This window comes from Thermopirellula anaerolimosa, assembly GCF_054657335.1.
The window spans coordinates 709,733-734,185 of sequence record NZ_BAAHYX010000004.1; the positions used below are offsets into that span (position 1 = coordinate 709,733).

Sequence of the window (24,453 nt, forward strand, 5' to 3'; positions counted from 1 at the left end):
TGAAGCCCGTCCGTTTCGTCAAGGCAAGGTCGGCCTCCATCGATGGGACACCGCCCATTGTCGCACCCGCGGCGTGCCGCGCCTCTTGATTGCGTTTTTCAGCTTGCGCCGCTATACAATGAGATAGGGACGGCAAGCGGGCCCACCCCTCTGGCTCCGGGTACAAAACCGGCGGGGCGACCATGGACGATCCTTGGATTCTTTTGACGGCGGTAGCCGCAACGTCGCTCGCGATCGTGGGCGGCGTTCGCGCCGGTCGCCGCCTGCTGGCACGCGTGCGCTTTTCCGAGGCCCGACGTCGCTTCCACCGCCATCGCGAGAGCCTCGAAGCCCGTTTCGCCAAGACCGTCGCCGCCAACCTGGGATTGGACGATCCTGCCGCCTTCGACTTCGATGATGAGGTCACCTATTTTCGCGATCGCGGTTCCGGCGGCCTCACGGCCATCGTCGCCGTCTCTCTCGTTTGCAGCGAAGATTGGTTGCCGCATGAAGACGAAGAGGTCAGGCGTCGAGCGGGAGTCGCACTCTTTCGATACGATGGGCGGGCGTGGACTCCGGAGAACCGTCTCTTGCTGAATCTCACCCCGCACGAAGCCTTGGAACGACTTGCCGGTCGCATTCAGGTCGTCCACCGCGATCAACGCCGCCGGTCCGACTTGATGACCTGAGAGGCTCAACTCCGCCTCGGCGGTTGCGTTCGCGAATCTCGTTCCATGCCTCCCGCTCCGGCACTTCGCTTTATCCGGATGAGGGATTGCGCCGCCGACTCGCTACCTGCTGAACCAGTTTTTCGAATTCGGACGGGTCCAAGTATTGGTTCACCAGTCGCCTGACCTCACCGAACATTCGGTTCACTTGTTGTTGAGCAGTCGGTTCCGGGCAGTAGATTCGCTGCTGCAACTGCATGATCTCGCTGGAGAACACCTCCCGCGACTTCAGCTTTCTTATTTGATCCAACAGATCGGCGGCCTGGTCCCACTTTTCTTCGGCCACCCTCGCGCGGACCTTCGCCAGCAATACCGTCCGCTGAACGACCAGATCCACGAGTTCATCTTGAATGCCGCGAAGGGCTGCCTCGGCTTCCAATCTGGGGTCGTCGTCCGGGAGCGAAAGGGCCGCCTCCGAGACCAGACCGGGTACCAGAGGCACTTTGGCCAGCAATCGGGTTCCGTGTTTGATCGCCAGCACCAGGGGCGTCCCGTCTTGGTCGGCCACCGACAGGCTTCCCTGCCAATCCGTCCGTCCCACCCAGCGAAACGTCTCCTCGCCGGGGGTTTTGGCGAAGACATCGTAGTCGGCAAGGGGTTTCTTGTTTTCATCGCGCGATAGGAGCCTCAAAACGGTCGCACCGCCCGGCGGACGCTGCCCCCAGGCCAACAGTTCCACGCGCCCGCGGCGCCGCGCCGTCAAGGGATTCCGAACTCCAGAGATCACTTCGCATGGAAGCCCCGCCCCGTCCTCGCCCGCTTGCGGGAGCAGCAGCGTCCACGGTATGGTCAGTACCGCCCTCGCGTTACCGTCCCGATCCTCGTATCGGGCCAGCACGTGGTAGACGGGAGTCCGTTCCTCGCCCTCTTCCCGACCTTGCGGCGTCGCCAGGTTCACTCCCCGCCGGTGAAGCCGAACGCCGCCATCCTCCAATACCTGGATGGAAGCCAGGGGGACATGACTCTGCAAGATCGCGCGGAGCATCGCTTCCGGGACGGTCGATACCTGGGAGACGGCCGTTTGCGTCAACGGTCCCCAACGTTCGGCTCGCACATCCCACTGCCGCGCCGAGACGCGAAGCCTGTCGTCCGCCGTCCCCAGCCTCACCACGATGATCTTGTCGGCGGTCTTGAGCCTTCGCCATTCCGTGGGCAAATCCTCGGGCGGCAGGGCTGGAAGTTCCGGCAGCAACAACCCGCCCTCATCATCCGTAAGCGCGGACACCCGAGGTTCCCAGCGTGCTCCCAACCGATATTCCAACCGCGATTGCAAATCCCGCGACAAGCGGTCCACATCGGCATCGCTCAGTTCCGGGCAGTCTTCGACGGCTAGACGGATCTCCACGCGATAGGGCGTCCACTCCCAAAGCGACTGGGCGACGACCGCGGACTGGAATGGAGCGACGGCGAATCCGAGCGATAGAATCCACGCTAAGACCAAGATTCCACTCAACCGGCGGCGAGAGCCCATCCGCCCCGAGCGCCGCCCCAGCGGGCAATTTCGTCCGCCCGCCCCAGCCCAAAGCCCGGCAGGCTCGGAAAAGAAAGGCGATTCCGACGATGGCCTCCTGCCGACGTCGCGGTTCCGCCTTCGCAGTCGAATTGTCTCCAATCCCCAACGCCGCATAGCACGAAATCCCTCATGCCCCGGGAGCGAATCCCCTCACTGCCTGGGAACGATGCGCCAATTCTCGACGTCTTGATACAAGACGGCGGGCCGCGGGGGAACCGCTTCGATTCCCTTTCGTATCACGAAGTAGTCCTCCAGTTGATACAGCGGCAATACCGCGACGTCATCGTGCACCGCCCGATGCACCGCCCGCAATCGGGCCGACATCTCGGGCCAGTCGGCGGCCTCCATCACCCGGGCCAGGCTTAGCGTCACATACGGGCTCAACCGGTCGTCGAACATCGGCAAGGAAAACAGTCGAAAGACGTCGCCCGCCGGTTCCCACATGGCAGCCTCGACGTACATGAAGTCCCAAGCATCGGACGCGGGCGTCGAATCGCCGGGAGACGCCTCGATCAAGAGCACGTCCAGCCCTAACAATCGCCACTGACGCGCGATCTCCCGGCAGGCTTCGCGCGCGATTTCGTGGGGCGGCAATCGCAGATGGATCGCGTTGCCCTCGGGTATTGGACGACCCTGCTTGCGGGCGGTATCCCTCGCTTGAGCAGCGGCAACTTGTACCAGGGCCAAGGCCGCCGCGGGCTGATATGCGCGCGGCTCGATGTCGGCGTCATAGGCGTAGCCCAACGGATCGGCCCGCTTGGTACCCACGGGAAACGGTCCGCTGATAACGCGGCATCCCTCCTCGGAGCGACCGTCCAACAGCATCCGCAGAATCCGCTCACGATCGATGCCCAACAAAAGCGCCCGGCGAAAATCTCGATCGGCGGGCAGAGGTCGGCTGAGATTGGGAACCAGCATGTGGACCAACGGCGCGGCATACTTCCGCAATTCCAGGTCGGCCTGTCCCTCCACCAAGCCGCGTTCCCACGGGTTGACGCGATCGACGGCGTCCAAATCGCCGCGTCGCAGCGCCGCCAAGGCGTCCCGGCCTCGGGCGAACGGCACCTCGTCGATTTCGGCCGGTCGCCCCGGAGTTCGCTCATCGTAGGCGTTGTTGGACAGGAAAACCGCGACATCTGCCGGCGGGTTGGCCGTCGCGTCCGAATCAAGGACGTACGGCCCGATTACCGCGAACCTCTCTCCCAGTTCGGTCACCGCGTCCGCCCGCGAGGTTGCGGATTCTCCTTCATCCATTCCGGTCCGCGTCGTCGACGCATCGGCCGCAGCATTCGCGGTCGCGGCCCAGCGGCATGTGACGGCCTGCCGCAGAAAGACCTCGGGCCGAACATGCGGACGGCGCAATTGCACGATCAGTTCCTCACGCGGACCGGCGGCCAATTCTTGCGCAAGATCGGCCCACGGCAGAAAGAATCGACGATCGTCCGCGCTGCCCATCGCCCAACAAAGCTCCGCCAAGTCGGACGCGATGGGGCCGGAGCGGATCGTTCCGCGATCCGAAGCCGCAACGGTGAAGACCAACCGGCGTCCCAAATCCTCACTCCGCATGGCGTGAAAAGGGGTCGCGTAGATGCCGCCCTCCGGGCCGATGCCGGACCACTCGGCCCAGCAACGGGCAACCAACCGTCCGCTGCGGCGAGCCGACCAATCGGTGAGCGATGCCGGATCCGGATCACTGGCGGCGAGCGTTACGCCGACCCTCAATCGCGGGTAAGCCGTCTGTACGCGACGCAGGCAATCTGCTGCGCCCGGCAATTCCGGCCACACCGCCATCATGCGGCGCGCCGATAGATCGGCTTGACGAAAGTCTCCGTGTTGCAGGGCCGCCTCCGCCTCCGCCAAAAGCGACGCCGCCTCCGCCTGGAATTGCTGACGGCGACTCGCGACCACGGGGTGCTGCGGAAACAAGGCCGCCAAGCCGTCCACGACCTGACGCGCGGCCGCGTAGTCCGAGCGTTCCAGATAACGATCGACCAGGCCGTCCACGGCACGCCCCGCGGCCTCGCTCAGCCCCGGATAGTCGCGGTTTTCCGCGAATAGATTGCGAAGATTCCCGTAGGCGCGATCGAATTGTTTCTGCTCGATCAAAGCGGCGGCCTCTTCGAACCAAAACCGTTGCCGCAGCGTCTCCAAACCCTGAACGCGGGGGTAGTTGGCGTGCAAATACTCGATGTAATCCCAAGCCGCCGAAAAATTGCGCTGATCGATCAGTCGCCCGGCCTCCTCGACCAAAATCTCCTCGAACAATTGGATGCGAACGATTTGAGGCCAAGCGGCGCGGAACCGTTCGCCCGGTCGGTCGAACAACTCGACCTCGAGAAATCCCGAGCGAGGCAAGGGAGAAGGCGTCTTGCGGTCCGGAAAGGGAAGCGGAGAAACTTTGAGCACGGCGTTATCGTTCGCGGCGTTCAGATAGATCAGGTCGTAGGGCGGTTGTTCATAGAGGGGAACGTCCGACGGCGAGGCATCCGCTTGTTTGGCTTCCTCCGCCAAAGCGACGACGTCGATCCGCCCCAGCAACGACGCGGCGACAATCAGACAAAACCCCGCCCATCGCTCCGCGCGGAGTCGACCGAGGTTTTTCCGCTTCGCCGGTATGCCCTGGATCGCCACGTTCAAGCTCTCGTGTTCGAAACGAGCCTCGAAACAGCACTTCGCCGAGATCGTCGCATTCGCGTGCCGATGATGCTTCACCATGAAGGACGCCCCGCCCTTGCCCATCTCACGGACGAGCTTCGGCCAACCGGTCCAATCGTACCCGTACCGTCCGACCGTCCCGCATCCCAACCATCAGCCAATCTTGCCAAATCCCCGGACCGGCAACCGGTCTTCCGCTCAAGGTCACGCGATCGACGATCGTTCGCAAATCGCCGTCCCACAGCAGAAGTTCGCCGCGACTCGAGGCCGTCAAGAGGTAATTCCGCCATGCGACCGGCGGACCCACCCATGGCATATCTTCCACGGATCTGCGATCGACGCGCTTGGGTTCATCGTCCCAAGCGAGAATACTCCCCTTTGCGGTACCCAGCCACACGCGATCGGCGAAAGCAAACGGACCCCAGACCGCCCGTTCGTCCAAAGCCTCGCTCATGGCCGTTTCACCGGTCTGCAAGTTCACGGCCGTTAGTCGCCGTCCGCGATCCATCGCAAAGAGATGAGTCTTCAGCACCGCCGCCGGCGGAATGAGCGGCGCCCGCAAGGCGATTTCGCGGTCCGCCGTCCAGTCGCCGTCTCGGACGGATAGGAGCCAAAGGCGACCGTCCTCTCGCGACGCCGCCACGCGGTTGTCCGGCAAGGGGAACAGCGCCGTCCAACGCACGGGCTTGCCCGGAGTTACCGGGGTCTGATATGGGTTTCCCAACAATCGCCCGGAGACCCAATCGACGCGAGCCAGCGAACCGTTGCGAAGGGGCACGATCAATTCGCTCGCTAAGAGCACGATTGGCCCGGCGATCTCCATCGGCAAGGGCACCCGCCGAACCTTCACGGACGCCGCGTCGGCTTCTCGGATTTCGACTTCGCGATCGCCCTCAACCGCCGCCGCTTCTATTCCCGGCGACGAGAGGGGCACGCGATGGATCATGCGATTTTCGCGAGACGCGGCATCCGACGTTTCATCGGGCGTCCGCGCAACCATGCGGACGGGCATCACCCGCGAGGTCCCCGCCGGCTCTTCAAGCGGCAGAAGGCAGACGGCGCCTCCGACCGTGGTTGCCCGAAAAGCCCCGTCCTCGGGACTCGGGGGACGCGACAGCGGATCGGCCAGTCGCGTCTCCCAATAGAACGAACCATCTTTGACGGAGATTGCGGCGACGAAGACCCCGGCCTGCCCCACCCGCCGGTAAACGTGAAAAATCGCATCTCCCACGATTCGCGGCGGTTGCACGGTCGGCATGTTTTCGGCCGCCACCCATTGCGGCACGATCCTTCCGGCAGCGGTCTGAAGGTCGAATCGCGTCAAGGCGGTGTCCGCGGCGATCAGAATCCCGGATTCCAAGAGCACGTAGCGCGGCACCTCCCACTCCACACCATCTAGCGACTTGGGCGAGGCGGTCTTGCCCTCGGCTATGCGCACGAGGGGCGATTTGGGATCGCCGCGCAACTCGAAAACCAAGACATCCGCGCCGGCGGTCTCGAACAACAACCGGTTTCCCGAGACTTGCAACGGTCCGGCCAAGCGGCCGGGCACGGCAACCTGCTGCACCGACTCGGCGCGACCGTCTTCGCTCCACCGCCAAACCCCGATCCTCGTTGCGTCGTTGCTCAATACCTCGGGAAGCAGCAGGTAACGATCCATGACGACGGGCGGCAGGATCAGCGAGCCTTGCTCGTGCCCCGTGTAAATCACCCCCGCCGTCTTGCGCCCCGACTCGGTCAAGGCGAATGTGTACGAGTGCTCGGCCGCGGCAAACCACAGGGAGCCTACAGCATCGCCCGAAGATGAGGAAACGGCGGGAGACACCCGGACGGCCACCGGGAACCTTATCGTCCGCAGTCCCTCCCCGGTCGCCGCGTCCACGACGAACCATCGCGCGTCCGCACCGCCGACCAAGATCATGTCTTTCGCGCCGATCGGCCCCCACGCGGTTTCGCCGGGCATTTTGACCGTGCGGATTTCCTTCCCCGTCGCCAACTCGATCCAAAGCAGTGCATGGCGACGATGATCGAGGATGACGGTCGACGGCACGCCGCCCGCTTGGACCCGCGGCAACTCCGTCGGCGGCAGACCGTGGGGCGCCCCGGTTCCCACATAACGTTGCCAAATCAATTGTCCGGTGGTCCCCGACAGGCAAAAGACGCAGCCTTCGGCTTCGACGAGAATGAACTGATCTTCCGCCACCGGCGCCCGACCTTCTCGAAGTTGGGCGAAAAACGCCGTCTCCTCCCCCCTCTTCTCCGTTTCCGCCTCCGCCGAAACGGAAGGCAAGTCCTCCCGTTCCACGCGGTCCCGCAGCGCGTCGCACATCGCCGACATTTCGGCCGCCAATTCAGGATCGTCGGCCAATTGCGGAAATTGGCGGACAAGCTGCCTGCGAGTTTCGTAGGCCTCATCCGCCGCACCACGCCCGCGCGCCTCTTGCAGTTTGGCGAGCGCGGCGGCACGCTCCTGGTTCAGAGTGATACGTCTCTTCGCCAATTGCAGCGTGTTTTCGATATCCGCGATCTGCTTACTGGGCCGATTTTCCCGAGGTACGTACCGACGGATCGCGGACAGTACCTGCTCCGCGGCCTCGATCCTTGCTGCGTCCGCCCGCTCGAATGCCGACGCCGCCAAGCCCTCGCCGATCGTTGGGAGAATCGCCGTCAATTCCGCATCGGCTTCGGGGTGAAAATCGGGCAAGCCGGCAATCTCATCCAAGACGCGACGGGTGTTTTGCCAAACCTCCAACCAATCACCGCTCAAAGTTTGCCGGATTTGCGCCAATCCCACTCTCACGCGCGTGACGCCGGCCTGCGGATGCTTCGGAAAGTCCTTGAGAAAGCGTTGATACTTGTGGATCGCCTGCGTGTACGACCCGGCCCGATAATCGGCCTCCGCCTCCGCCAACAATTCGTCGCCGCTGCGTCGATTGAGCGAGAAGAGGACGATCACTCCCACAAAAATCAGCAGCAGCAACGCCCCGCCGCCCAAAAGCAAGAGCGGCGAGTCCCACACACTCCGCCGCCGCGGCAACGAGGCGAAAGGATCGGTAATCGGCGCCGTCCCCGCGGGTGTCGGACCGCCGGGAAGCGGCAAATCTTCGAAAAGATTCTCCGGACCGACGGGGAGCGAGGCGTCCGGCTTTTGCCGGGCGTCTGGGGCGACGCTGTAGCCGGCCTCGGATGCGGCTTCCCGTCGTTTTTCCCCGCTAGCGGAGGCATCCTTTTTCTCGGTGCCTTCCTGCGAATCACGCTGCCGTCGGGCCTTTCGCTTCGGCGCGGTTCCAAACAGGTCGTCCGCCTCGTCCAGAGGCGCCAGTTCCAAGACTTCGTCCTCGCCGGAGCCCGTCCCGTCGTCCCCCTTTTTCTGAGGCGGTTCGACCTTCTTCAAGACGACCGGTTCGGGACGCTCGCGCTGAGTCTTCTCCGCATAGGCCTTCTCCACAGCGGTCATCAGACGCTGCGCCAGCAAACGCGAGAGATACCCTTGATCCACCAGAATCTTGGCCGCCATCGCGGCGGAAAGCGGTTTGGGCGAGCGGGACGCATCGGACGCCTGCTTGCGCAACTGCTGAATCACCTCCGGAGGAACGAGGTCGCGTTCTTGCAACAATTTGAGCAGTTCTTCAGCGGGAATCATGCAACGTCAATCCCGGAGGAATCGATACCCTCTCGCGTCGTCTCGCGCGGCATCCGCGGCGCGAAGGGAAACCGCTTCGCCGCCGGGCGGGAACCACGCGAGGTCAAAACTCCGTATCTTCCACGGTCGCCAGTCGAATGCGTTCCATCCCCACGGCGTTTCCGGCGTCCAAAGCCCGCACCACCGTCTCGTGCCGGCAAGCCGGATCCGCCAAAACCAACATTCCGGAGCGACCCGCCCGCCCGTTCGCATCGCCGTTCCGAGCCTCTCGCAATTTCGTGAGCAGGTCTTGCTCGCTGCGGGCGTCCTGTCCCTCGACGGTCACCACATCCTCCCGATCGATCCGCACAATCACGAAATCGTTTTCGTTTTCCAACTCCTCCAAGGTCTGGGATTGAGCCGTCTCGTCTTTGGGATCGGGAGGCGGCACTTCCAGCGATTTTTGTAGACTGAACGCCGCGGTCATCATGAAGAAGATGAGCAGCTGAAACACCACATCCACCATCGGAGTCATATCCATGACGTCCTCAGGCGGTTCAAACCGGGGAAAGGTCACGGCTTCGCCAAGGCCGTCCTCCACCGGGTCCGAAGGTTGAGGCTTGGCCCCCCGCGAGCCTTCGCGCACTCCTTCTCCGTGCGATGCTCCGACCAAATCACCCCGACAGACCGGGCAGACCATCCGCGATCCGGTGGGCATTTCCGGGGCCGCAATCTCCTGACCGCAATGAGGACAGCGAATTTTCACCATGCTTTACGTTCGGTCGTAGCCTCGGTCTCACTCTTCGCGCTTTTCCTCGAACGTCTCCCCCTTACCTTGCCCGATTCTTGGCCGGCGCCGAGAGTCGGGCAGGGACGCAACGATCATTCCCGCTCCAAGACGCCGATGTACAACTTCACGCCCTCCACTTGGGCGGCATCCTCCATGATCCGGGCGACCTCTCGATGCCGCAAGGATCGTTCCGCCTTGATCAGCACGTTCGACTTTCCGCTCTGCAAGGCGTCCGTAACGGCCTGTCGAATCATGTCCCGCTGCGTTTCCGGATCATCCGGCAGCGGTTCGCCGACCTTTCCGTCGGCCAGATAAACGGCGGGAGGCGCGTTGCGCCCCCGATCCGCCACCGTGATGACCAGCGAACCCTGCACGCCGACTCCCTTGCCGAACTTGGCCGGCGGCAGGTCCACGGCCTTGGCGGTCTCCACGGTCGCCGAAACAAGAAAGAAAATCAACAATAGAAACGTCACGTCGATCATGGGAGTGATATCCAGATCGACTTCCTCTCGCTTGGGACGACGAAACGCAATGACCTCGCCCGCAGCACCTGGTAGCGCCACGGCCAATCGTTGGTCGGTCCGACTCATTTGCGATTCCTGTTCCATTGCCGCGGAAGTCGTCCCCCGCCCCCCCTGCTCGGCCTTCGCTGGATTGCCGCTCCCCGCTACGAGTCCGACCGAAACACCCTCTCCGCCGATCCGCCGGGCGGTGGAAGCGGGACGTCGCTCCGAACGCCTACGCTCCGCAGGATCTCCAGCAACCGAGTCAGGCCCGAACCGACCAGATCCTCCAACTGGCGGATTCGTGTGGTGACGGAGGCCGTGCAGAGGACCAGGGGAATCGCGATCGCCAATCCGACCGCCGTCGTCACCAGGGCCAGGCTGATATCGTCCGCCAATTGCGTGGGGTCCACCTTATCCCCGCCGGACAACTTGGCGAAGGCCCCCATCATCCCCAACACCGTCCCAAACAGCCCCAGCATGGGTGCGCTTTTGATTACGGTGTAAATCCACGACAAGCGATAATCCAAGTCTCCCAGCACATCCCGCTGGAATCGCTCCACCAACATGGTGCGAAGCCGCTGCAACCCCAATCGGCGGTTGAGCACGGCTAATCGGATAAGCTGCGGCAAGGCGCGACCGTCGTTCTCGCATTCCGCGATCGCGCGATCGAACTCTTGACGCTGGAGCATCTCTTCGATGCGATTCAAGAACTCTTCCTGAGCGGCTTCGGAACGAAACCGCGTTTGGGCGATTCGGCGCAGGACCATCACCACGCAGAAGGCCCCCCACACCGCCACCAGGGCCAAGGCCACGTAGTCCGCGTTTCCCAAGTAGTACGTGATGCTCGTCAGATCCAGCTTCATGATCGTGCTCGATGGCTTCCTGTCGATTCAGCCTGCGACCGCCCGCGGTCTAGCGATAGGTTTGTTCCAATACGAAAAAAGCAAAGCCGCCGCCTTGGGGACGAATGCCGAAGCGCGTGCGGAGGATTTGATCGGCCTTGGCGCCGGCGTGCGCACGTTCCAGCGCCGCGAGTTGGGCCTCCAATTCCGGGGGAAGGAATTTGAGGATGATTCGCCGTCCTGCGTCCACGCCCGCCTTCGCGAGCAATTGCCGATCCGCCTCCTGCAATTCCCCTTGTTGCCAAGTCAAATAGAACCGCTTCTCCGCCTCCGCGGGACCATCGCGGACCAACGGCGCCGGAGATGAAAGCCGCGAAACATACCGAACCTGATTTCCCGGCAACAATACCCCCAACTCGATTTTGAAAAAGTCGAGTTGTCGCGCATAGGTGTCGAGCGTATTGCCCTTGTCGAACATCAATTCCCAGCGCCGAGGGACACCGGAACCGCCGGTACCTCCGCCGCCTCGCACCGGATCGCCTTTGGGCCCGCCCCTCTGGACGGAATCCGGGTCGGCGATGATGGGGTTGTCCAAATCCGCGAGCTTGGCCGCCACAATGTCGCTGACCGAGGCCAAACTGTCTTGCAATACCGGATCCTCCAGTTCCTCCTCTTGGCCCGGGTTGTCGGTCTCCACTTGCAGATCATCCCCCAGTGGCGCGCCGCCCGTACCGACGGCCTGGAGTTCCACGGGTACCGCGACCTGCGTACCGCGGATTCTCCCCGTCCACCATATGATGACGAGCGCCAGCACACAAAGTCCGACCACTACCAATAGCGACAGGACCGCCCCCACCGCGCGATCGAAGGCCGAGACGCGGAGTTGGTAGCCCGCGTCCTCCCAAGGTCGAACGTGAACTTCCGCCTGGTTACTCACTGCCTTACCGTACCGTCACCGGATCGTTCGATTCATGAGACTTCCACACTCCGGCGCGAATTCGCCGAACCAACCGGGGTGCGGCCTTCCCGTCTTGCATCATCGGTCGAATTCCGCGTCGGGCGCGACGGCTTGATACCATTGCTTCCACTCGCGGATACGGAGTTCCCGCTGCGTATCGCTGAAGCCGGGAGCCAGCCCCTCGCCCGGACGCCGCGTCAATCGCCGTAAAGCCCGATCGGCGGCTATGGCCATGTCCGGGTCGGGATCGCTGAGAGCGTCGATGAGCACGGGCGCCAAACTCAAGTCGCCCCCGTTTCCTATGGCTGCAATGGCGGCCAACTTGGCGTCGCGCGAATCCCCTCCGGCCAATCGCCGCAGGGCATCCGCGTTCTTCGCCACGAACAGGCGTGCCTCGTTTCTCGGCATGGACTGCAAGGCATCCAGGGCCGCAGCAGCCCGTTCCGCGTCGGGTGATTCCAGCACCGCCGTCAACTCCTCCACCGAAATGCGTAGCGGCAAGGCCACGACTTGCCCGTTCTTCACGACGGCCGAGTCCGTATCCTTAGGCAACCCCCGCCCGCCCACTAGGACCCCCGCCCCGAAATCCCTCACCCGTTCCACGCTCTGTTTCGTGGAGCGAACGAGAAACAGAATCCCAAACGCCGTGTCGCACACGGGGCCGCACTGATGGTTCCAGCTTCCGTCGGCGGCTTGCGTCTTCAGCAGGTAATCCACACCCGAATCGTACCACGGAATGCGTTCTTCCGCCTTTCCTTCCACCAACCGGCGAAACGTAAAATAACGCTCCACGGAGTAGATATAGTAGTAGTTGTACATGCCCGACGGCATTTGGAAAGTTCGTTCGATATAGGCGTTGCCCCTTTGGATCGTTCCCCGCAGCGCCGCCGCCGAAATCGCCAGGCGCAGTCGTCCCGCCGATCGTTCCTCCTCGATCCTTTGCAGGGCGGGGGGCAAGCCTTCGTCTTCATCGGTCGAAAGCCTTCGCATTTGGGCCAAGGACGCCAAGACGTACACGCTCGACATCCCGGCGATCCCCATGCCGATGCGCACCCCCGACTGCGGAATCAACTGGCCGCCGGGGCCGACTTGCCCCTGATACGCGTAACCGCCGCCGGGATCCTGCGTGCGAATCAACCAGTCGGCGACTTTGTTCAAGACTTCGCCCGGCACCGGAATCCCCGCCTGCACGGCCTCCCAGCAACCCAGCACCGCGTATTGCGTCATCGAGGTGTCGCCGGTCAATTCGTGCGGGCTGCCGGCGGGATAGCCCCATCCCCCGTGCGGCTTCTGCCGAAAAACCAAATAGCCGAGGATAGCCTGAATGTCGTTACGATAGCGGACCGGATCGTACGAACAGAGAAAAATGAGCGATAGCCCCGTGCTGTATATGTCCCAGGTGCTGATGGGAAAATCCTGCGGTCGGCCTGAGGGCGGAACCCGTTTGCGAATCTCTTCGGCGGAGCGAACCAGGAGCGGATGATCGGCGGGGCGATGGCTCTTGAGCAGCGCCAGTCCGATCAAGGCCCAGGCCCCGGTTCGCGACTCGCTTGCCGACTCCTGCGATTTCTCCAGATAGGCCAAAGCGCGATCCACCGCTTGCACCACCTCGGGCGACTCCGGCGTCCATCGCTCGGCGGCGGATGTATTGCCAACCAAGAGCGTCAACCCGACCACCACAAGACCGACGATCGAAACGGACGCCGCCTTGCCGAGAGAGTCGCGACCGATGGGCACGTCCTGATCGGATGATTCCGATTCGAATGCATCCAATCGCTTTGGATCAGGCCGTAACCGCAGCGCCATCGCTCCGCTCCCAAAAGAAAAGCAAGCCGGGTCGCGCAACCGCTCGGCGTGGATTCCATGCCGCCCCGAATCCGCCCGCAGATACCCGATTTCCCGTCCCTAACCTTCCGTCATTTTAGCGGCGGTCCGGAATGCCTACCACACATCGATCACCGTGACTCGGCCGCGCGGTGCGGTCCTGCTCTACCGAAGATCTAGCCGAGAACGGAGGAGGGCCGGCCTGCGGTTCGCCCTCGCAAGGCCCCCTAAAGCAGTCGGGACCCCGCATCGTGCGGGGTCCCCAACCGCTTTCCGAAATCGGGAGGCGTCCTTGTTTAAGCGACCGCGCGGAGATGGGCGGTCGCGTCGTCCGCGGAGCTGAACGCCGTTGACCGGCGTCGTCCCCGCGGGTCATCCGAAAAAGCTGACGGCGATCAAGTCTTGAAACCGGATACCAGTTGTCGCAAGGCGTCGGCCTGGGCGCCCAATTCCTGGCTGCTGGAAGCCATCTCTTCACTGCCCGCGGCGGACTGCTCGGCTACCAGCGCGATGCCTTCGATGGCGCGACGGACCTCGTGGGCGGCCGAGTTTTGGTCCGCCGCCTTTTGGGCAATGACGCCGATCTTGGCGGCGGTCTCCTCCACGCCTTGCAGAATCCCCCGCAAGGCCTCGCCCATGCCGTCGCTCAATTCCGCGCCCTCCTCGACCAAGCGCGTCGACTCGCGGATCAATTGGGCGATCTCTTGGGCGGCGTGATTCGATCGCTCGGCAAGCTTGCGCACTTCATCGGCGACGACGGCGAAGCCCATCCCGTGTTCACCCGCCCGGGCGGCCTCGATCGCGGCGTTCAACGCCAACAGATTCGTCTGCCCGGCAATCTCCGAGATCACTTGAATAATGTCGCCGATCCGCTTCGAGCTTTCCCGAATCGCATTCATGGCCGTGATCGACTTTTCGACCGCCGTGCCGCCCTCTTGGGCCGAATGGCTGCTCTTTCGGGCAAGCTCGTCCGCCTCCACGGCCAATGCTCGCACGGCGTCCACGGAGCGACTCAATTCCTCGATGGCCGCGCTCATCTCCTCCACGCCCGCCGCCTGCGTTTGAGCGCCCTGAGCCACCGTTTGAGAGCTTTCCGCTACAATCTTCGCTCCCTCCGTGAATTGCTCGGCACTCTCGATCACTTGGCGAATCATCTCGCGCAACTTGCCGATGAACGCATTGAACCAGTGGGCCAGTTCGCCGATTTCATCCTTGCTGTGGATATCCAATCGCTTGGTCAAATCCCCCTCGCCCTGGGCGATGTCCTTGAGCATATCGACGGCGCGATGCAACCCGGCCACGGTCCTTCGGGCCGTCCACGCGGCGAAGCCCGCACAGACCAACAGCACCAGCGCTCCACCGCCCACCGTCCACCACAACATGCCGTTCATGGCCGCATCCACGCGCTGCAAGGCATCCTGGAAGTCGTCTTCGTAGGCTCCCACGCCGATCACCCAGTCCCACGGCTCAAAGTAGGTGATGGCCGCCACCTTCCATCGCGCCGATGCGTCGCCCTCGTTCTTCCACGGGTAACGCTCGATTGCGCATTCGCCGGGCTTGAGTTTCAAGGCGGACTCCACGATCGTGCGGATGAAGTACCGGCCCTCGGCGTCTTTGGCGTCCCAAATGCTCTCTCCGTCCCGCTTTCCGCCCTGGGAAATAACGTACTTGCCACGCCCTTCGCCGCTGCCCTGCAAGACGTACACGTAGCCCGATTTGCCGACCTTGATATTCATGATCGCTTGTCGCAACTCGGCAATCTCGTCGCGAGGCACACCTACGTACAGGCATCCCACAACGTTTCGATTCGCGTCGATAATGGGTTTATAGGTGGTGACATACCAGGCGTTCACGACGAAGGCCTTTCCCGTATAGGTTTCGCCGCGGAGTAGCGTCGCGACGACCGGATTGGGCGTACCGCCCGGTTCGACCGCGGGAATGTAGGTACCGATCGCTCGCTTACCCTCGATCGTGGCCACATTGGTGCAGATGCGGAGCATATCCCCTTGAGAATTCATCCTCTGAAAGATCGTGCAGGTAGCTCCGGTCAACTCGCGAACCTTGTCCACAATCGGCGAGGGTACGGCGGGGTCCGTGTTCGCGTCGATCGGCGTCTCGCCGATCCGAGCCTGCGGCAATTCCACGGTCTGCCTCGCCTTCGTGAATTGATTGACGGCCTCCCACTTGGCGGTCTCTTGCGAAAACTGAAGCCCGCCGGCCTGATTCACCAGGTACTCGGCTGTGCTCAACGACCTGGCAAGGTTCTGCAATAACGTCTTGTGATACACGTTGAGCATCTGCTCCACGTCGAGCGCGATTTTCTTGCACGAATCCTGCCCCAAGGCCGTCACTTCGACGGAGACCTGATCGCGCAATCGCCCCTTATTGAGAAGCAAAAGCGCGATAATCGCGGTTGCCGTGACCGCAATGCCCCCGACACTCGTGGCGACGACCTTGGTTTGAAGTCTCATGGTCAGGTTCCTCCTAGTCCCTCTGCGATTGAAACAGCCTACCGAAAGCGTAGCCGGCTACAGCGCCGGCGGCATCTCTACGTTGAGAAAAACGTTTTTGCGGCATGTCCCTGCCGCACGCCCCGGGGCGAATGGTGGGGGCTCTTGGTGAAAAGCATTGTTCGAACCGCACGCGGGAAGTCGTGCCTTCGACTACGATCCTCGTGCTGCGCGCGGATCTTCGAACTGCTTGCATCCAAGCGTAAACCACCGTTCAAGATACCGTAGAACGCCGCTTTGCGAATGCAAGCTGAGTGCAACGAAAAAAATAGAAGAAAAACACGTACTTTTGGACGACTGGGCGACGTGTAACCTTTCTGCTACTTATGCGGATGGTACGGTCCAGGCAAGGCTTCGCGACGATAGAGTTTTCGCGGTTTTCCGGATCGCACCGTCGGGCAACATCGTTTCAAGCCCTCCCAACCGCATACCGATGGTGAGAAAAGGGGGTTCTCGACGAGTTTGCGCCGCCCGTGACGGCGCCGCCCGTGCGTTCTCGCTTCGCATTCGGAAATAAACCGCGCCATGCCGGGAGACATCCGCAAAGCCGCCATCCTGCTGATGAGCCTGCCCCGCGAGCAGGCCACCCAACTGTTGACGCGGTTGGAACCGAAGCAGGTCGAGGCGGTGACGATCGAGATCGCCCGCTTGGGGTTAGTGTCTTCGGAGGATCAGGAACAGGCGCTCCGCGAGTTCGCCCAGGCCAATCCCGCCTCGCTGCCGGGCGGCAAGGGCGGACTGGACGTCGCCAAGGAATTGATCGAGCAGGCCCTGGGCCGCGCCGCCAACGCCACGTTGGAGACGGTGCGGCAATCCATCGAGGCCCTCCCCTTCGCCTTCCTCCAGAAGGTGGACAGCCAAAACCTGCTTACGTTTCTGATCGACGAACATCCGCAAACGATCGCCTTGATCCTATCTCACCTCCCGCCGCAGCACGCTTCGGAGATCCTTCGCGGCTTGCCGCCCGAGAGGCAGGTCTCGGTCATCAAACGCATCGCCACGATGAGCCAGACCAGTCCGGACATCATCCACGAGGTGGAGGCCGGATTGGAATCGCGGATGTCCAGCGTCATGAGCCAGCGTTTCGAGAACGCCGGCGGCGTGCCCACCGTGGCCGAAATCCTGAACGTGATCGACCGCGCCTCGGGCAAACACATTTTGGAGAGCCTGGCGCAAGACGATCCCGACCTGGTGGACGAGATTCGCCGCTTGATGTTCGTCTTCGAGGATATCACCAAGCTCAGCGATCGCGACATCCAAACGCTGCTGAAGCACGTGGAAAACTCGCAGTGGGCCATGGCTTTGAAGGGGGCCAGCGAGGAACTGAAGCAAAAAATCCTCAAGAATATGTCGAGCCGAGCGGCCACCCTGCTGCAAGAGGAGATGGAGTACCTGGGTCCGGTACGAGCCTCCAACGTGGAACAGGTTCAGCAGCAAATCGTCGATATCATCCGCCGCCTGGAGGACATGGGCGAGATCACCGTCGCCGTCAACCAGGAAGAGGAGCGACTCATCCAGTAGCCGGGAACATCCCGGAAAACTGTCGCGTCATCAGCGTCCCGTCATCAGCGCCGCAAAGCGCGTCGTTCGCCCTCGGTGCATCGAGCGCGGACCTCTCCGCCTCAGCGCCCGAAGCGGCCTTGCCGTATCCGGCGGTTTCCCTGAGTTTCACGCCGCTTTCGGACTCCCCTTGAGGCTTCCCACGCGGTTGCTAGCATTGACTTGATGAGCGAAACCCTGACCCCGATGATGCGGCAGTATCTGGAAGCCAAGAAGGCGTGTCCGGACGCCATTCTTTTGTTTCGCATGGGAGACTTCTACGAACTGTTCTTCGAAGACGCTCGGATCGCCTCGAAGACGCTCAATCTGGCCCTGACCAGTCGCGACAAGGGCGAGAACGGCACCCCGATGGCGGGCTTCCCGTACCACCAGTTGGAGTCGTATCTGGCCAAGTTGATTCGAGCGGGCTATCGCGTGGCGGTATGCGATCAGGTCGAGGACCCCCGGCAGGCCAAAGGATTGGTCAAGCGAGACATCACCCGCATCGTCACGGCGGGCACCCTGACCGACGAGGCCTTGCTGGACCCCAGGGAGGCCAACTATTTGGCCGCCGCCGTCGGCGACGATCCGGTCGGATTGGCCTGGGTGGACCTCTCCACCGGGCGATTTCAGGCGGGAACCTTCCCCCGATCCCAATTCGCGGACGCGCTGGCTCGCATCTCGCCGGCCGAGTGCCTGGTCAGCGAAGAATCCGATCTGCCCATCAAGGAGACCTCGGAGGCGACCCTCGTCACCAAACGTCCCGGTTGGGCGTTCGGTCCATCCCATGCGCTGCCGATCCTCGAAAGGCATTTCGGTACGCGGGGCTTGGAGGGCTTCGGTTTCGCCGACACCGCCGAAGACATGCCGGCGGTGGGTGCTGCCGGAGCCATCTTGGACTATCTCCAGGAGACCCAGCGGACCTCGCTCGCGCACATCGACCGGCTTCAGCGATATCAGCGGGGGACCTACCTGGAATTGGACGAGTCGGCACGCCGCAGTTTGGAGGTCCATCGCACGCTTCGGGACGGACGCCGCGAAGGATCTCTCCTTTGGGTGCTGGATCGTGCCGTTACCGCGATGGGTTCGCGCCGTCTTTCGGAATGGCTGGCCTCGCCCCTCATGCAATTAGAGGCCATCGCCCGGCGCCACGACGCCCTGGCCGAATTACTGCGTCGGCCCGACATCCTGGAATCCGCTCGCGACGAACTCCGCGCCGTGCACGACCTGGAGCGCCTTTTGGCTCGGATCACCACGGGACGTTGCAGCCCGCGAGACCTCTTGTTCGTCGCAAAGACGCTGTCTCGCATCACCCCATTGAAGCACCTCCTCGCCGACGCGGGTTGCCCGTTGTTGCGCGAAATCGAGGCTCGGTTGGACCCGTGTCCCGAACTGCAAGAGGAACTGTCCGCCGCTCTGGTCGATCCATGCCCGCTGAACGCCACCGAAGGCGGCCTGATACGCGACGGCTATCGCGCCGATTTGGACGAATGGCGATCGTTGGCCCAGGGCGGAAAACAATGGATTGCCGCATATCAGGCCAAGGAAATCCAACGGACCGGCATCCCCACGCTGAAAGTGGGGTACAACAAAGTCTTCGGGTACTACATCGAGGTCACCCAGGCCCATCAAGACAAGATTCCCGGCGACTACATCCGCAAACAGACGCTGAAGAACGCCGAACGATTCATTACGCCGGAATTGAAGGAGTACGAAGACAAGGTCTTGACGGCGGACGAAAAGGCCAAGGCCCTGGAGTACGAGCTGTTTCTCCAACTCCGCCAACGCGTCACGGAATTCCATGCCCGAATCCGCGAAACCGCCTCCGCCATCGCGGATCTCGATGCCCTGGGGGGGCTGGCGGACCTGGCGCGCCACCGCAACTACTGCCGTCCGGAGTTGACCGAAGAGCCAATCCTTCAGATCGGCGAGGGGCGGCACCCCGTGCTGGACATCACGCAACCGGAGGGGACCTTCATTCCTAACGATACGCGGTGCGGCGGCGAGGACGGCACCATCCTTTTAATCACCGGGCCGAATATGGCCGGAAAAAGCACCTACATTCGCCAAACCGCTTTGCTTGTCCTCATGGCGCAAATCGGCAGCTTTATTCCGGCCAAGAGTGCCGTCATCGGAATCGCCGACCGTATTCACGCCCGGGTAGGCGCCGGGGACGAACTTTCCCGCGGTCGCAGCACCTTTATGGTGGAGATGATCGAGACGGCGCGAATCCTCAACACCGCCACCCCGCGGAGCCTGGTGATTCTCGATGAGATCGGGCGAGGCACCAGCACCTACGACGGGATGTCGCTGGCCTGGGCCACGGTGGAATACCTGCACCAACGGGTCGGTTGCCGGACGCTGTTCGCCACCCATTACCACGAACTGACCGACTTGGCGGAGGTCCTGCCGAAACTTCGGAACCTGAACGTCGCGGTCCGGGAATGGCGCGACGAGGTCGTCTTCCTCCACAAAATCGTGCCGGGAGCGGCGGACAAGAGCTACGGCATCCACGTCGCCCGATTGGCGGGCGTACCGCGACCGGTCATCGAACGGGCGAAAGAGATTCTGGCCCAACTCGAGGACGAACATCAACGCCCACCCCGATCTCTCCTTGCCGAGGAGCCTTCGTCCAAACCCGGCCGGGAAATCCAATTGACACTTTTCGAAGCCGTCGATCACCCGATCATGGATGAGCTTCGCGAACTGGATTTGACGCAATGTACGCCGCTCGCCCTGTTCGACAAGGTCCGAGATTGGCAGAAGCAACTTCGGGCCGAACGAAAACCTGCGCGGCCCCGCCGCCCCCGTTGAGCGCACCCGAAAACTCTTATCTGTCTCCTCCATCTCATCCACCCCACCTACGCACATAGACACGCCATTTTCTCTAAATATCGCGATCAAGGACTAGGTCGCGATCTCAATCGGCAGTCTGTACCCCTCATCCATCCTCCTGCGAAGTTTTTCTGGAGATATGGACAAAGTTTGCCGATTCTTCCGCTTGCGCGGGCTGTGCGTGTGGCATGGAGTTTTCCTACCAAGGATTGTTTGACGGACCGGAAACCTTCGTTTTTCAGGCGAGATCGTCCCTATGATCCAACATGCTTTTGCCACATCGCACCAAGCACGCCGATCCCATCTCGGCTGGAAGGCCGTCGTCCTGCTGTGTGCCGCTTTGACGACGCCGTGTGCCGCGGGCGACGACGCCGCCTTCCGCGCGTACAGGCTCGAGCATGTCACGCCGCGCCAGGCGGAGTCCGCATTGCGGGCGATTCTCCCCGCCGGGAGCGAAATCATCGCGGACGAATCCGGCAACCGCGTTTTGATCGGCGGCGGCGATGCCGCGCAACGAGTGGCGACGGATGCCCTGCGATCATTGGATCGCCCCGCCTTGCCCCCTCCGCCGACTCCCACTCCTGCCAATGCTGCGCCTCAGATTGCCGAACTCAAGACCTACCCCCAGCCTCCCCAAGCGCTGGAGTCCACCGCAGCGGCCCTTCGGGCCAAGTTTGCGAACGATCCTCGCGTCAAAATCGTCACGGACGCACGAACTTCCCAGATTCTGGTCGTGGGACCGCCGGAGGCTCAGGCGACCGCCGCCCGCCTCCTGATGGAGGTCCCCACACCCAAGGCGGCTCCCCCGAACGCCGCACCGACCTCCACCTCCTCCGCCGGGCAACCCGCCCAGGCCGATGAAATCCGGTTATGGAACGTTTCGGCCTCCGCGATGGAATCGCAACTCCAACTAATGCTCGGCAATCGGTTGGCGGCCACGGGGACCGGCGGTTCCCTCGCGCAATACCGCCTTGCCCTCCGTTCAGGGGAGACCCTGCAATTCGAGGTCAATCGCGCCGCCAACACGTTGCGAGTCGTCGGGCCGAGTTGGGCCATCCCCTCATTCCGCCAACTAGTCGCCGCCCTGGATGCACCGGCAATCGCGCCGGGAGTTACGACCCGTTTGGCATCCTTGAGCAATATCCCGGAGGATAGTGCGCGACGTGCCGCCGACGCCGTCCGCATGGCCAATGGAGAACCGACCGGACCTGCAGCCGATGCGGCGGAGAATCGTCCGCGACTCCGCCTGGCTCAAACAACCGAGGCGGAATCGCAAGACGCGAATGCGGCCCAACCGGAAGCGTCGCAACCCGCACAGGACGGCCAACAACCGCCCGCCGACGAGGGTCAACCGGGAACCGGCGCTGCCGGCGAGGGCGGCCTGATCGGCCCGGTGCAGATTGAATTCCTCGAGGGCCTTGACGTGCTCGTCGTCCGCGGTAATCGCCGCGACGTGGAACGCGTCATGCAAATCATCCGACAAATCGAGGAATTGAGCACGGAAACGGAACCCGAAATCCGGGTCGTGCCCATTCAGCACGTGGATTGCCAATCGCTCATCGACATCGTGAGCCAGGTCTATCAGCAGGTTTTCGCCGCGCGCCGCGGGACCGTCAGCATGACGCCGCTGGTCAAACCGAATGCGGTCCTGCTAGTCGGTCGTCAAGAGAGCGTCCGCACCGTACTCGATCTGATCTGGAAACTGGACAAGCCCGTATCCCCGGAAACGGAATTTCGCGTATTCCCGCTTCGGCACGCCTCCGCCACGGCCATGGAGCAGCGACTGACAACCTTCTACCAAAACCGATCGGGCTTGGGAACGCAAGTGCAGGTCACGTCGGACTTCCGCACGAACTCGCTGGTGGTTCAAGCCGCCCCGCGCGACATGGAGGAGGTCGCCGCGATGATCGAGCGATTGGATGTCCCGTCCGCAGAGGCCGTCAATGAAATCCGAGTGTTCACGCTGAAAAATTCCCTGGCCACCGAACTGGCGAGCGTCCTCCAGCAGGCCATCGCCGGGCAATTCGGTACGCAGGGGGCCTTGCGGCAAACCGCCACCGGCCAGGTGACTACGGCACAGGGAGGCGGAGCGGGGCAAGGGCAGCAAGCGAACGAAGCCCGCTCCACACGACTGCGATTCCTGACATTGGACGCCGAAGGCCGCAAATTGCTGGAGTCCGGCATCCTCACGGATGTCCGCATCACGGCCGACACGCGTGCCAACGCCGTGATCGTCACGGCCCCGGCGGACAGCATGCCGCTCATGGAGGCCCTGGTCACGGAATTGGACCGACTCCCCTCCGCAGAGGCCCAAGTCAAAGTCTTCACCATCGTGCACGGTGACGCGCAAACTTTGTCCGACATGCTGCAAACGCTGTTCGGACAACTCACGACCCAAACCGCCGCTCAGCAACCGGCGTTTCGCACGGGCGCCCAAGAGGGTGAAAGCTCCCTGATCCCCCTGCGTTTCGCCGTCGATCCTCGCACCAACAGCATCATCGCCACCGGTTCGGCGGGCGATTTGACCGTGGTCGAAGCCATTCTGCTCCGTCTCGACGAATCGGAGATTCAGGAGCGAACCACGCGCGTCTTCCGCCTCAAGAATGCTCCCGCCAACGACGTCGCCACGGCCATCAACAACTATTTGACCAATGAACGGCAAGTGCGGCAGTTGAATCCGGATATCTTGAGCACGTTCGAGTTCGTCAGCAAAGAGGTCGTCGTGGTCCCCGAACCGGTCAGCAACAGCCTGATCGTCAGCGCGACGCCCCAGTATTTCGATGAGATCGTCGGAATCGTGGAGGACCTGGACGAGCGCCCTCCCATGGTGCTGATTCAAGTCCTCATCGGCGAGGTGCAGTTGACCGACAACGATGAGTTCGGCATCGAATTGGGCATTCAGGACTCCGTGCTCTTCAATCGAAGCGTGGCGGGAGTGCCGGGATTCCTGTTCAACTCCACCGGACCGCTGGGCAACAACACCACCGCCCCCGGACCCGACATCGTGGGTGCGCAGGCAATCTCCAATTTCGGCGTAGGCCGCGGCAACTCCACGCTGGGCTTTGGAGGCATGGTCCTTTCGGCCTCCAGCGAAGCAGTCAGCGTGCTGATCCGCGCCTTGCAACAGAATCGCCGGTTGGACGTCCTCAGTCGTCCGCAAGTGATGGCCCTCGACAATCAGGCCGCTTTCATCCAGGTCGGTCAGCGAGTCCCCACCATTACCGGAACCTCGGTCACGCAAAATACGCAGGTCAACAGCGTCAGCTTTACCGATACCGGCCTCATTCTCTTGGTTCGACCGCGGATCAGCCCGGACGGCCAGGTCGTTTTGGAAATCAACGCCGAAAAGTCCGACGTCGGCCCCGAGTCGGAGGGCATTCCGATCTCCGTTTCGGCGTCCGGCCAGATCATTCGTTCGCCGCGAATCAACACGACCCGTGCCCAGACCACGGTCAGCGCCGCGGACGGCCAGACGATCATCCTCGGCGGGCTGATCACGAAAAGCGTTAGCCAAACCAAACGCCGGATCCCCGGCTTGAGCGACTTCCCGATCCTGAAGCACCTGTTCCGCTACGATGCGGAGGATTGCATCCGCACGGAGCTTCTGATCGTGCTGACGCCGCACGTGGTCCGTTCGGAGAGCGACGTGGAGCGCATCCGTCAAATCGAAGCCGCCCGCATGCACTGGTGCCTTGCCGACGTGGCGGCATTCGAACCGGACATCGTCGCCTCGGTCTCCAGCGTTCCCACGCCGGCACCCACTCCCGCCGCCGTTCCGGGATCGCCCCAAGAGATGTATCTTCCGGCCAACCCGGGCGAAGTCCCGCCGGAATTAGTACCCATCCCCAGCCCCCAAGCTCCGGCAACCACGCCGCGGAATCCGACGCCCTTCCAACCGGAAACCGCACCGGGATCGTCTCGTTTGATGCCCGGTTCCGTGCCGAACCCTCCCCTCGGCGGTGCCAATGCGCCCTCGGCCAACGGGGCGGCGTCGTTCCAAGCTCCCTCGGGTTCCAGCACGGTCGTATTCGAAGATGAGACGCCCGCGTTCGTCTCTCCGCAATCGTTTCCACCCGCTCCCGTTCCCTCTCCCGGATCGGCGGGCCCGGCACCAAACCGGTAAGCCTGTGAGTCCGACCGGGTTGAGATTCG

At 62.7% G+C, this 24,453-nt stretch carries 13 protein-coding genes; 4 read left to right on the forward strand and 9 right to left on the reverse strand.

Features of this window, described 5'->3' with window-relative positions:
- Window positions 1-182: 182 nt before the first annotated feature.
- Window positions 183-668 carry a hypothetical protein gene (locus ACYQ6J_RS03335; protein WP_460182780.1) on the forward strand — a complete coding sequence of 162 codons (486 nt, stop codon included), beginning with the start codon at window positions 183-185 and terminating at the stop codon, window positions 666-668.
- Window positions 669-738: 70 nt separating this feature from the next.
- On the opposite strand, the gene ACYQ6J_RS03340 is transcribed toward ACYQ6J_RS03335, so the two are convergent.
- The 9 genes from ACYQ6J_RS03340 to ACYQ6J_RS03380 all read right to left on the reverse strand — a co-directional run bounded on the left by ACYQ6J_RS03340 (window position 739) and on the right by ACYQ6J_RS03380 (window position 15,888).
- The gene (locus ACYQ6J_RS03340; protein WP_460182781.1) at window positions 739-2,178 is read right to left on the reverse strand and encodes a hypothetical protein; all 1,440 of its coding nucleotides are present in this window, start codon (window positions 2,176-2,178) and stop codon (window positions 739-741) included.
- A 192-nt stretch (window positions 2,179-2,370) separates the two neighbouring features.
- Complete coding sequence (locus ACYQ6J_RS03345; protein WP_460182782.1) at window positions 2,371-4,935, reverse strand: ABC transporter substrate-binding protein; 2,565 nt, start codon at window positions 4,933-4,935, stop codon at window positions 2,371-2,373.
- A gap of 25 nt (window positions 4,936-4,960) precedes the next feature.
- Window positions 4,961-8,518: a hypothetical protein gene (locus ACYQ6J_RS03350; RefSeq protein ID WP_460182783.1), complete on the reverse strand. Its 3,558-nt coding sequence runs from the start codon at window positions 8,516-8,518 to the stop codon at window positions 4,961-4,963.
- 103 nt (window positions 8,519-8,621) lie between these two features.
- Window positions 8,622-9,215 (reverse strand): ExbD/TolR family protein, encoded by a 594-nt coding sequence (locus ACYQ6J_RS03355; RefSeq protein ID WP_460182784.1) that lies wholly within the window; start codon window positions 9,213-9,215, stop codon window positions 8,622-8,624.
- 164 nt (window positions 9,216-9,379) lie between these two features.
- A complete protein-coding gene (locus ACYQ6J_RS03360) occupies window positions 9,380-9,877 on the reverse strand; it encodes an ExbD/TolR family protein (RefSeq protein WP_460182785.1) in 498 nt (165 codons plus the stop codon).
- 77 nt (window positions 9,878-9,954) lie between these two features.
- The gene (locus tag ACYQ6J_RS03365; RefSeq protein WP_460182786.1) at window positions 9,955-10,656 is read right to left on the reverse strand and encodes a MotA/TolQ/ExbB proton channel family protein; all 702 of its coding nucleotides are present in this window, start codon (window positions 10,654-10,656) and stop codon (window positions 9,955-9,957) included.
- 49 nt (window positions 10,657-10,705) lie between these two features.
- Window positions 10,706-11,572 carry a hypothetical protein gene (locus ACYQ6J_RS03370; RefSeq protein ID WP_460182787.1) on the reverse strand — a complete coding sequence of 289 codons (867 nt, stop codon included), beginning with the start codon at window positions 11,570-11,572 and terminating at the stop codon, window positions 10,706-10,708.
- A 99-nt stretch (window positions 11,573-11,671) separates the two neighbouring features.
- Window positions 11,672-13,399 carry a hypothetical protein gene (locus ACYQ6J_RS03375; RefSeq protein ID WP_460182788.1) on the reverse strand — a complete coding sequence of 576 codons (1,728 nt, stop codon included), beginning with the start codon at window positions 13,397-13,399 and terminating at the stop codon, window positions 11,672-11,674.
- Window positions 13,400-13,812: 413 nt separating this feature from the next.
- Entirely contained in the window at window positions 13,813-15,888 is a 2,076-nt protein-coding gene (locus ACYQ6J_RS03380) for a methyl-accepting chemotaxis protein (protein ID WP_460182789.1), read from the reverse strand.
- 564 nt (window positions 15,889-16,452) lie between these two features.
- Between ACYQ6J_RS03380 and fliG the strand changes: the two genes are divergently transcribed.
- From fliG to ACYQ6J_RS03395, 3 genes are all read left to right on the forward strand, one after another.
- Window positions 16,453-17,448, forward strand: coding sequence for a flagellar motor switch protein FliG (gene fliG, locus ACYQ6J_RS03385; protein WP_460182790.1), 996 nt, complete (start codon window positions 16,453-16,455; stop codon window positions 17,446-17,448).
- A 216-nt stretch (window positions 17,449-17,664) separates the two neighbouring features.
- A complete protein-coding gene (gene mutS, locus ACYQ6J_RS03390) occupies window positions 17,665-20,280 on the forward strand; it encodes a DNA mismatch repair protein MutS (RefSeq protein WP_460183300.1) in 2,616 nt (871 codons plus the stop codon).
- 277 nt (window positions 20,281-20,557) lie between these two features.
- The gene (locus ACYQ6J_RS03395) at window positions 20,558-24,424 is read left to right on the forward strand and encodes a secretin N-terminal domain-containing protein (RefSeq protein WP_460182791.1); all 3,867 of its coding nucleotides are present in this window, start codon (window positions 20,558-20,560) and stop codon (window positions 24,422-24,424) included.
- Window positions 24,425-24,453: the final 29 nt, after the last annotated feature.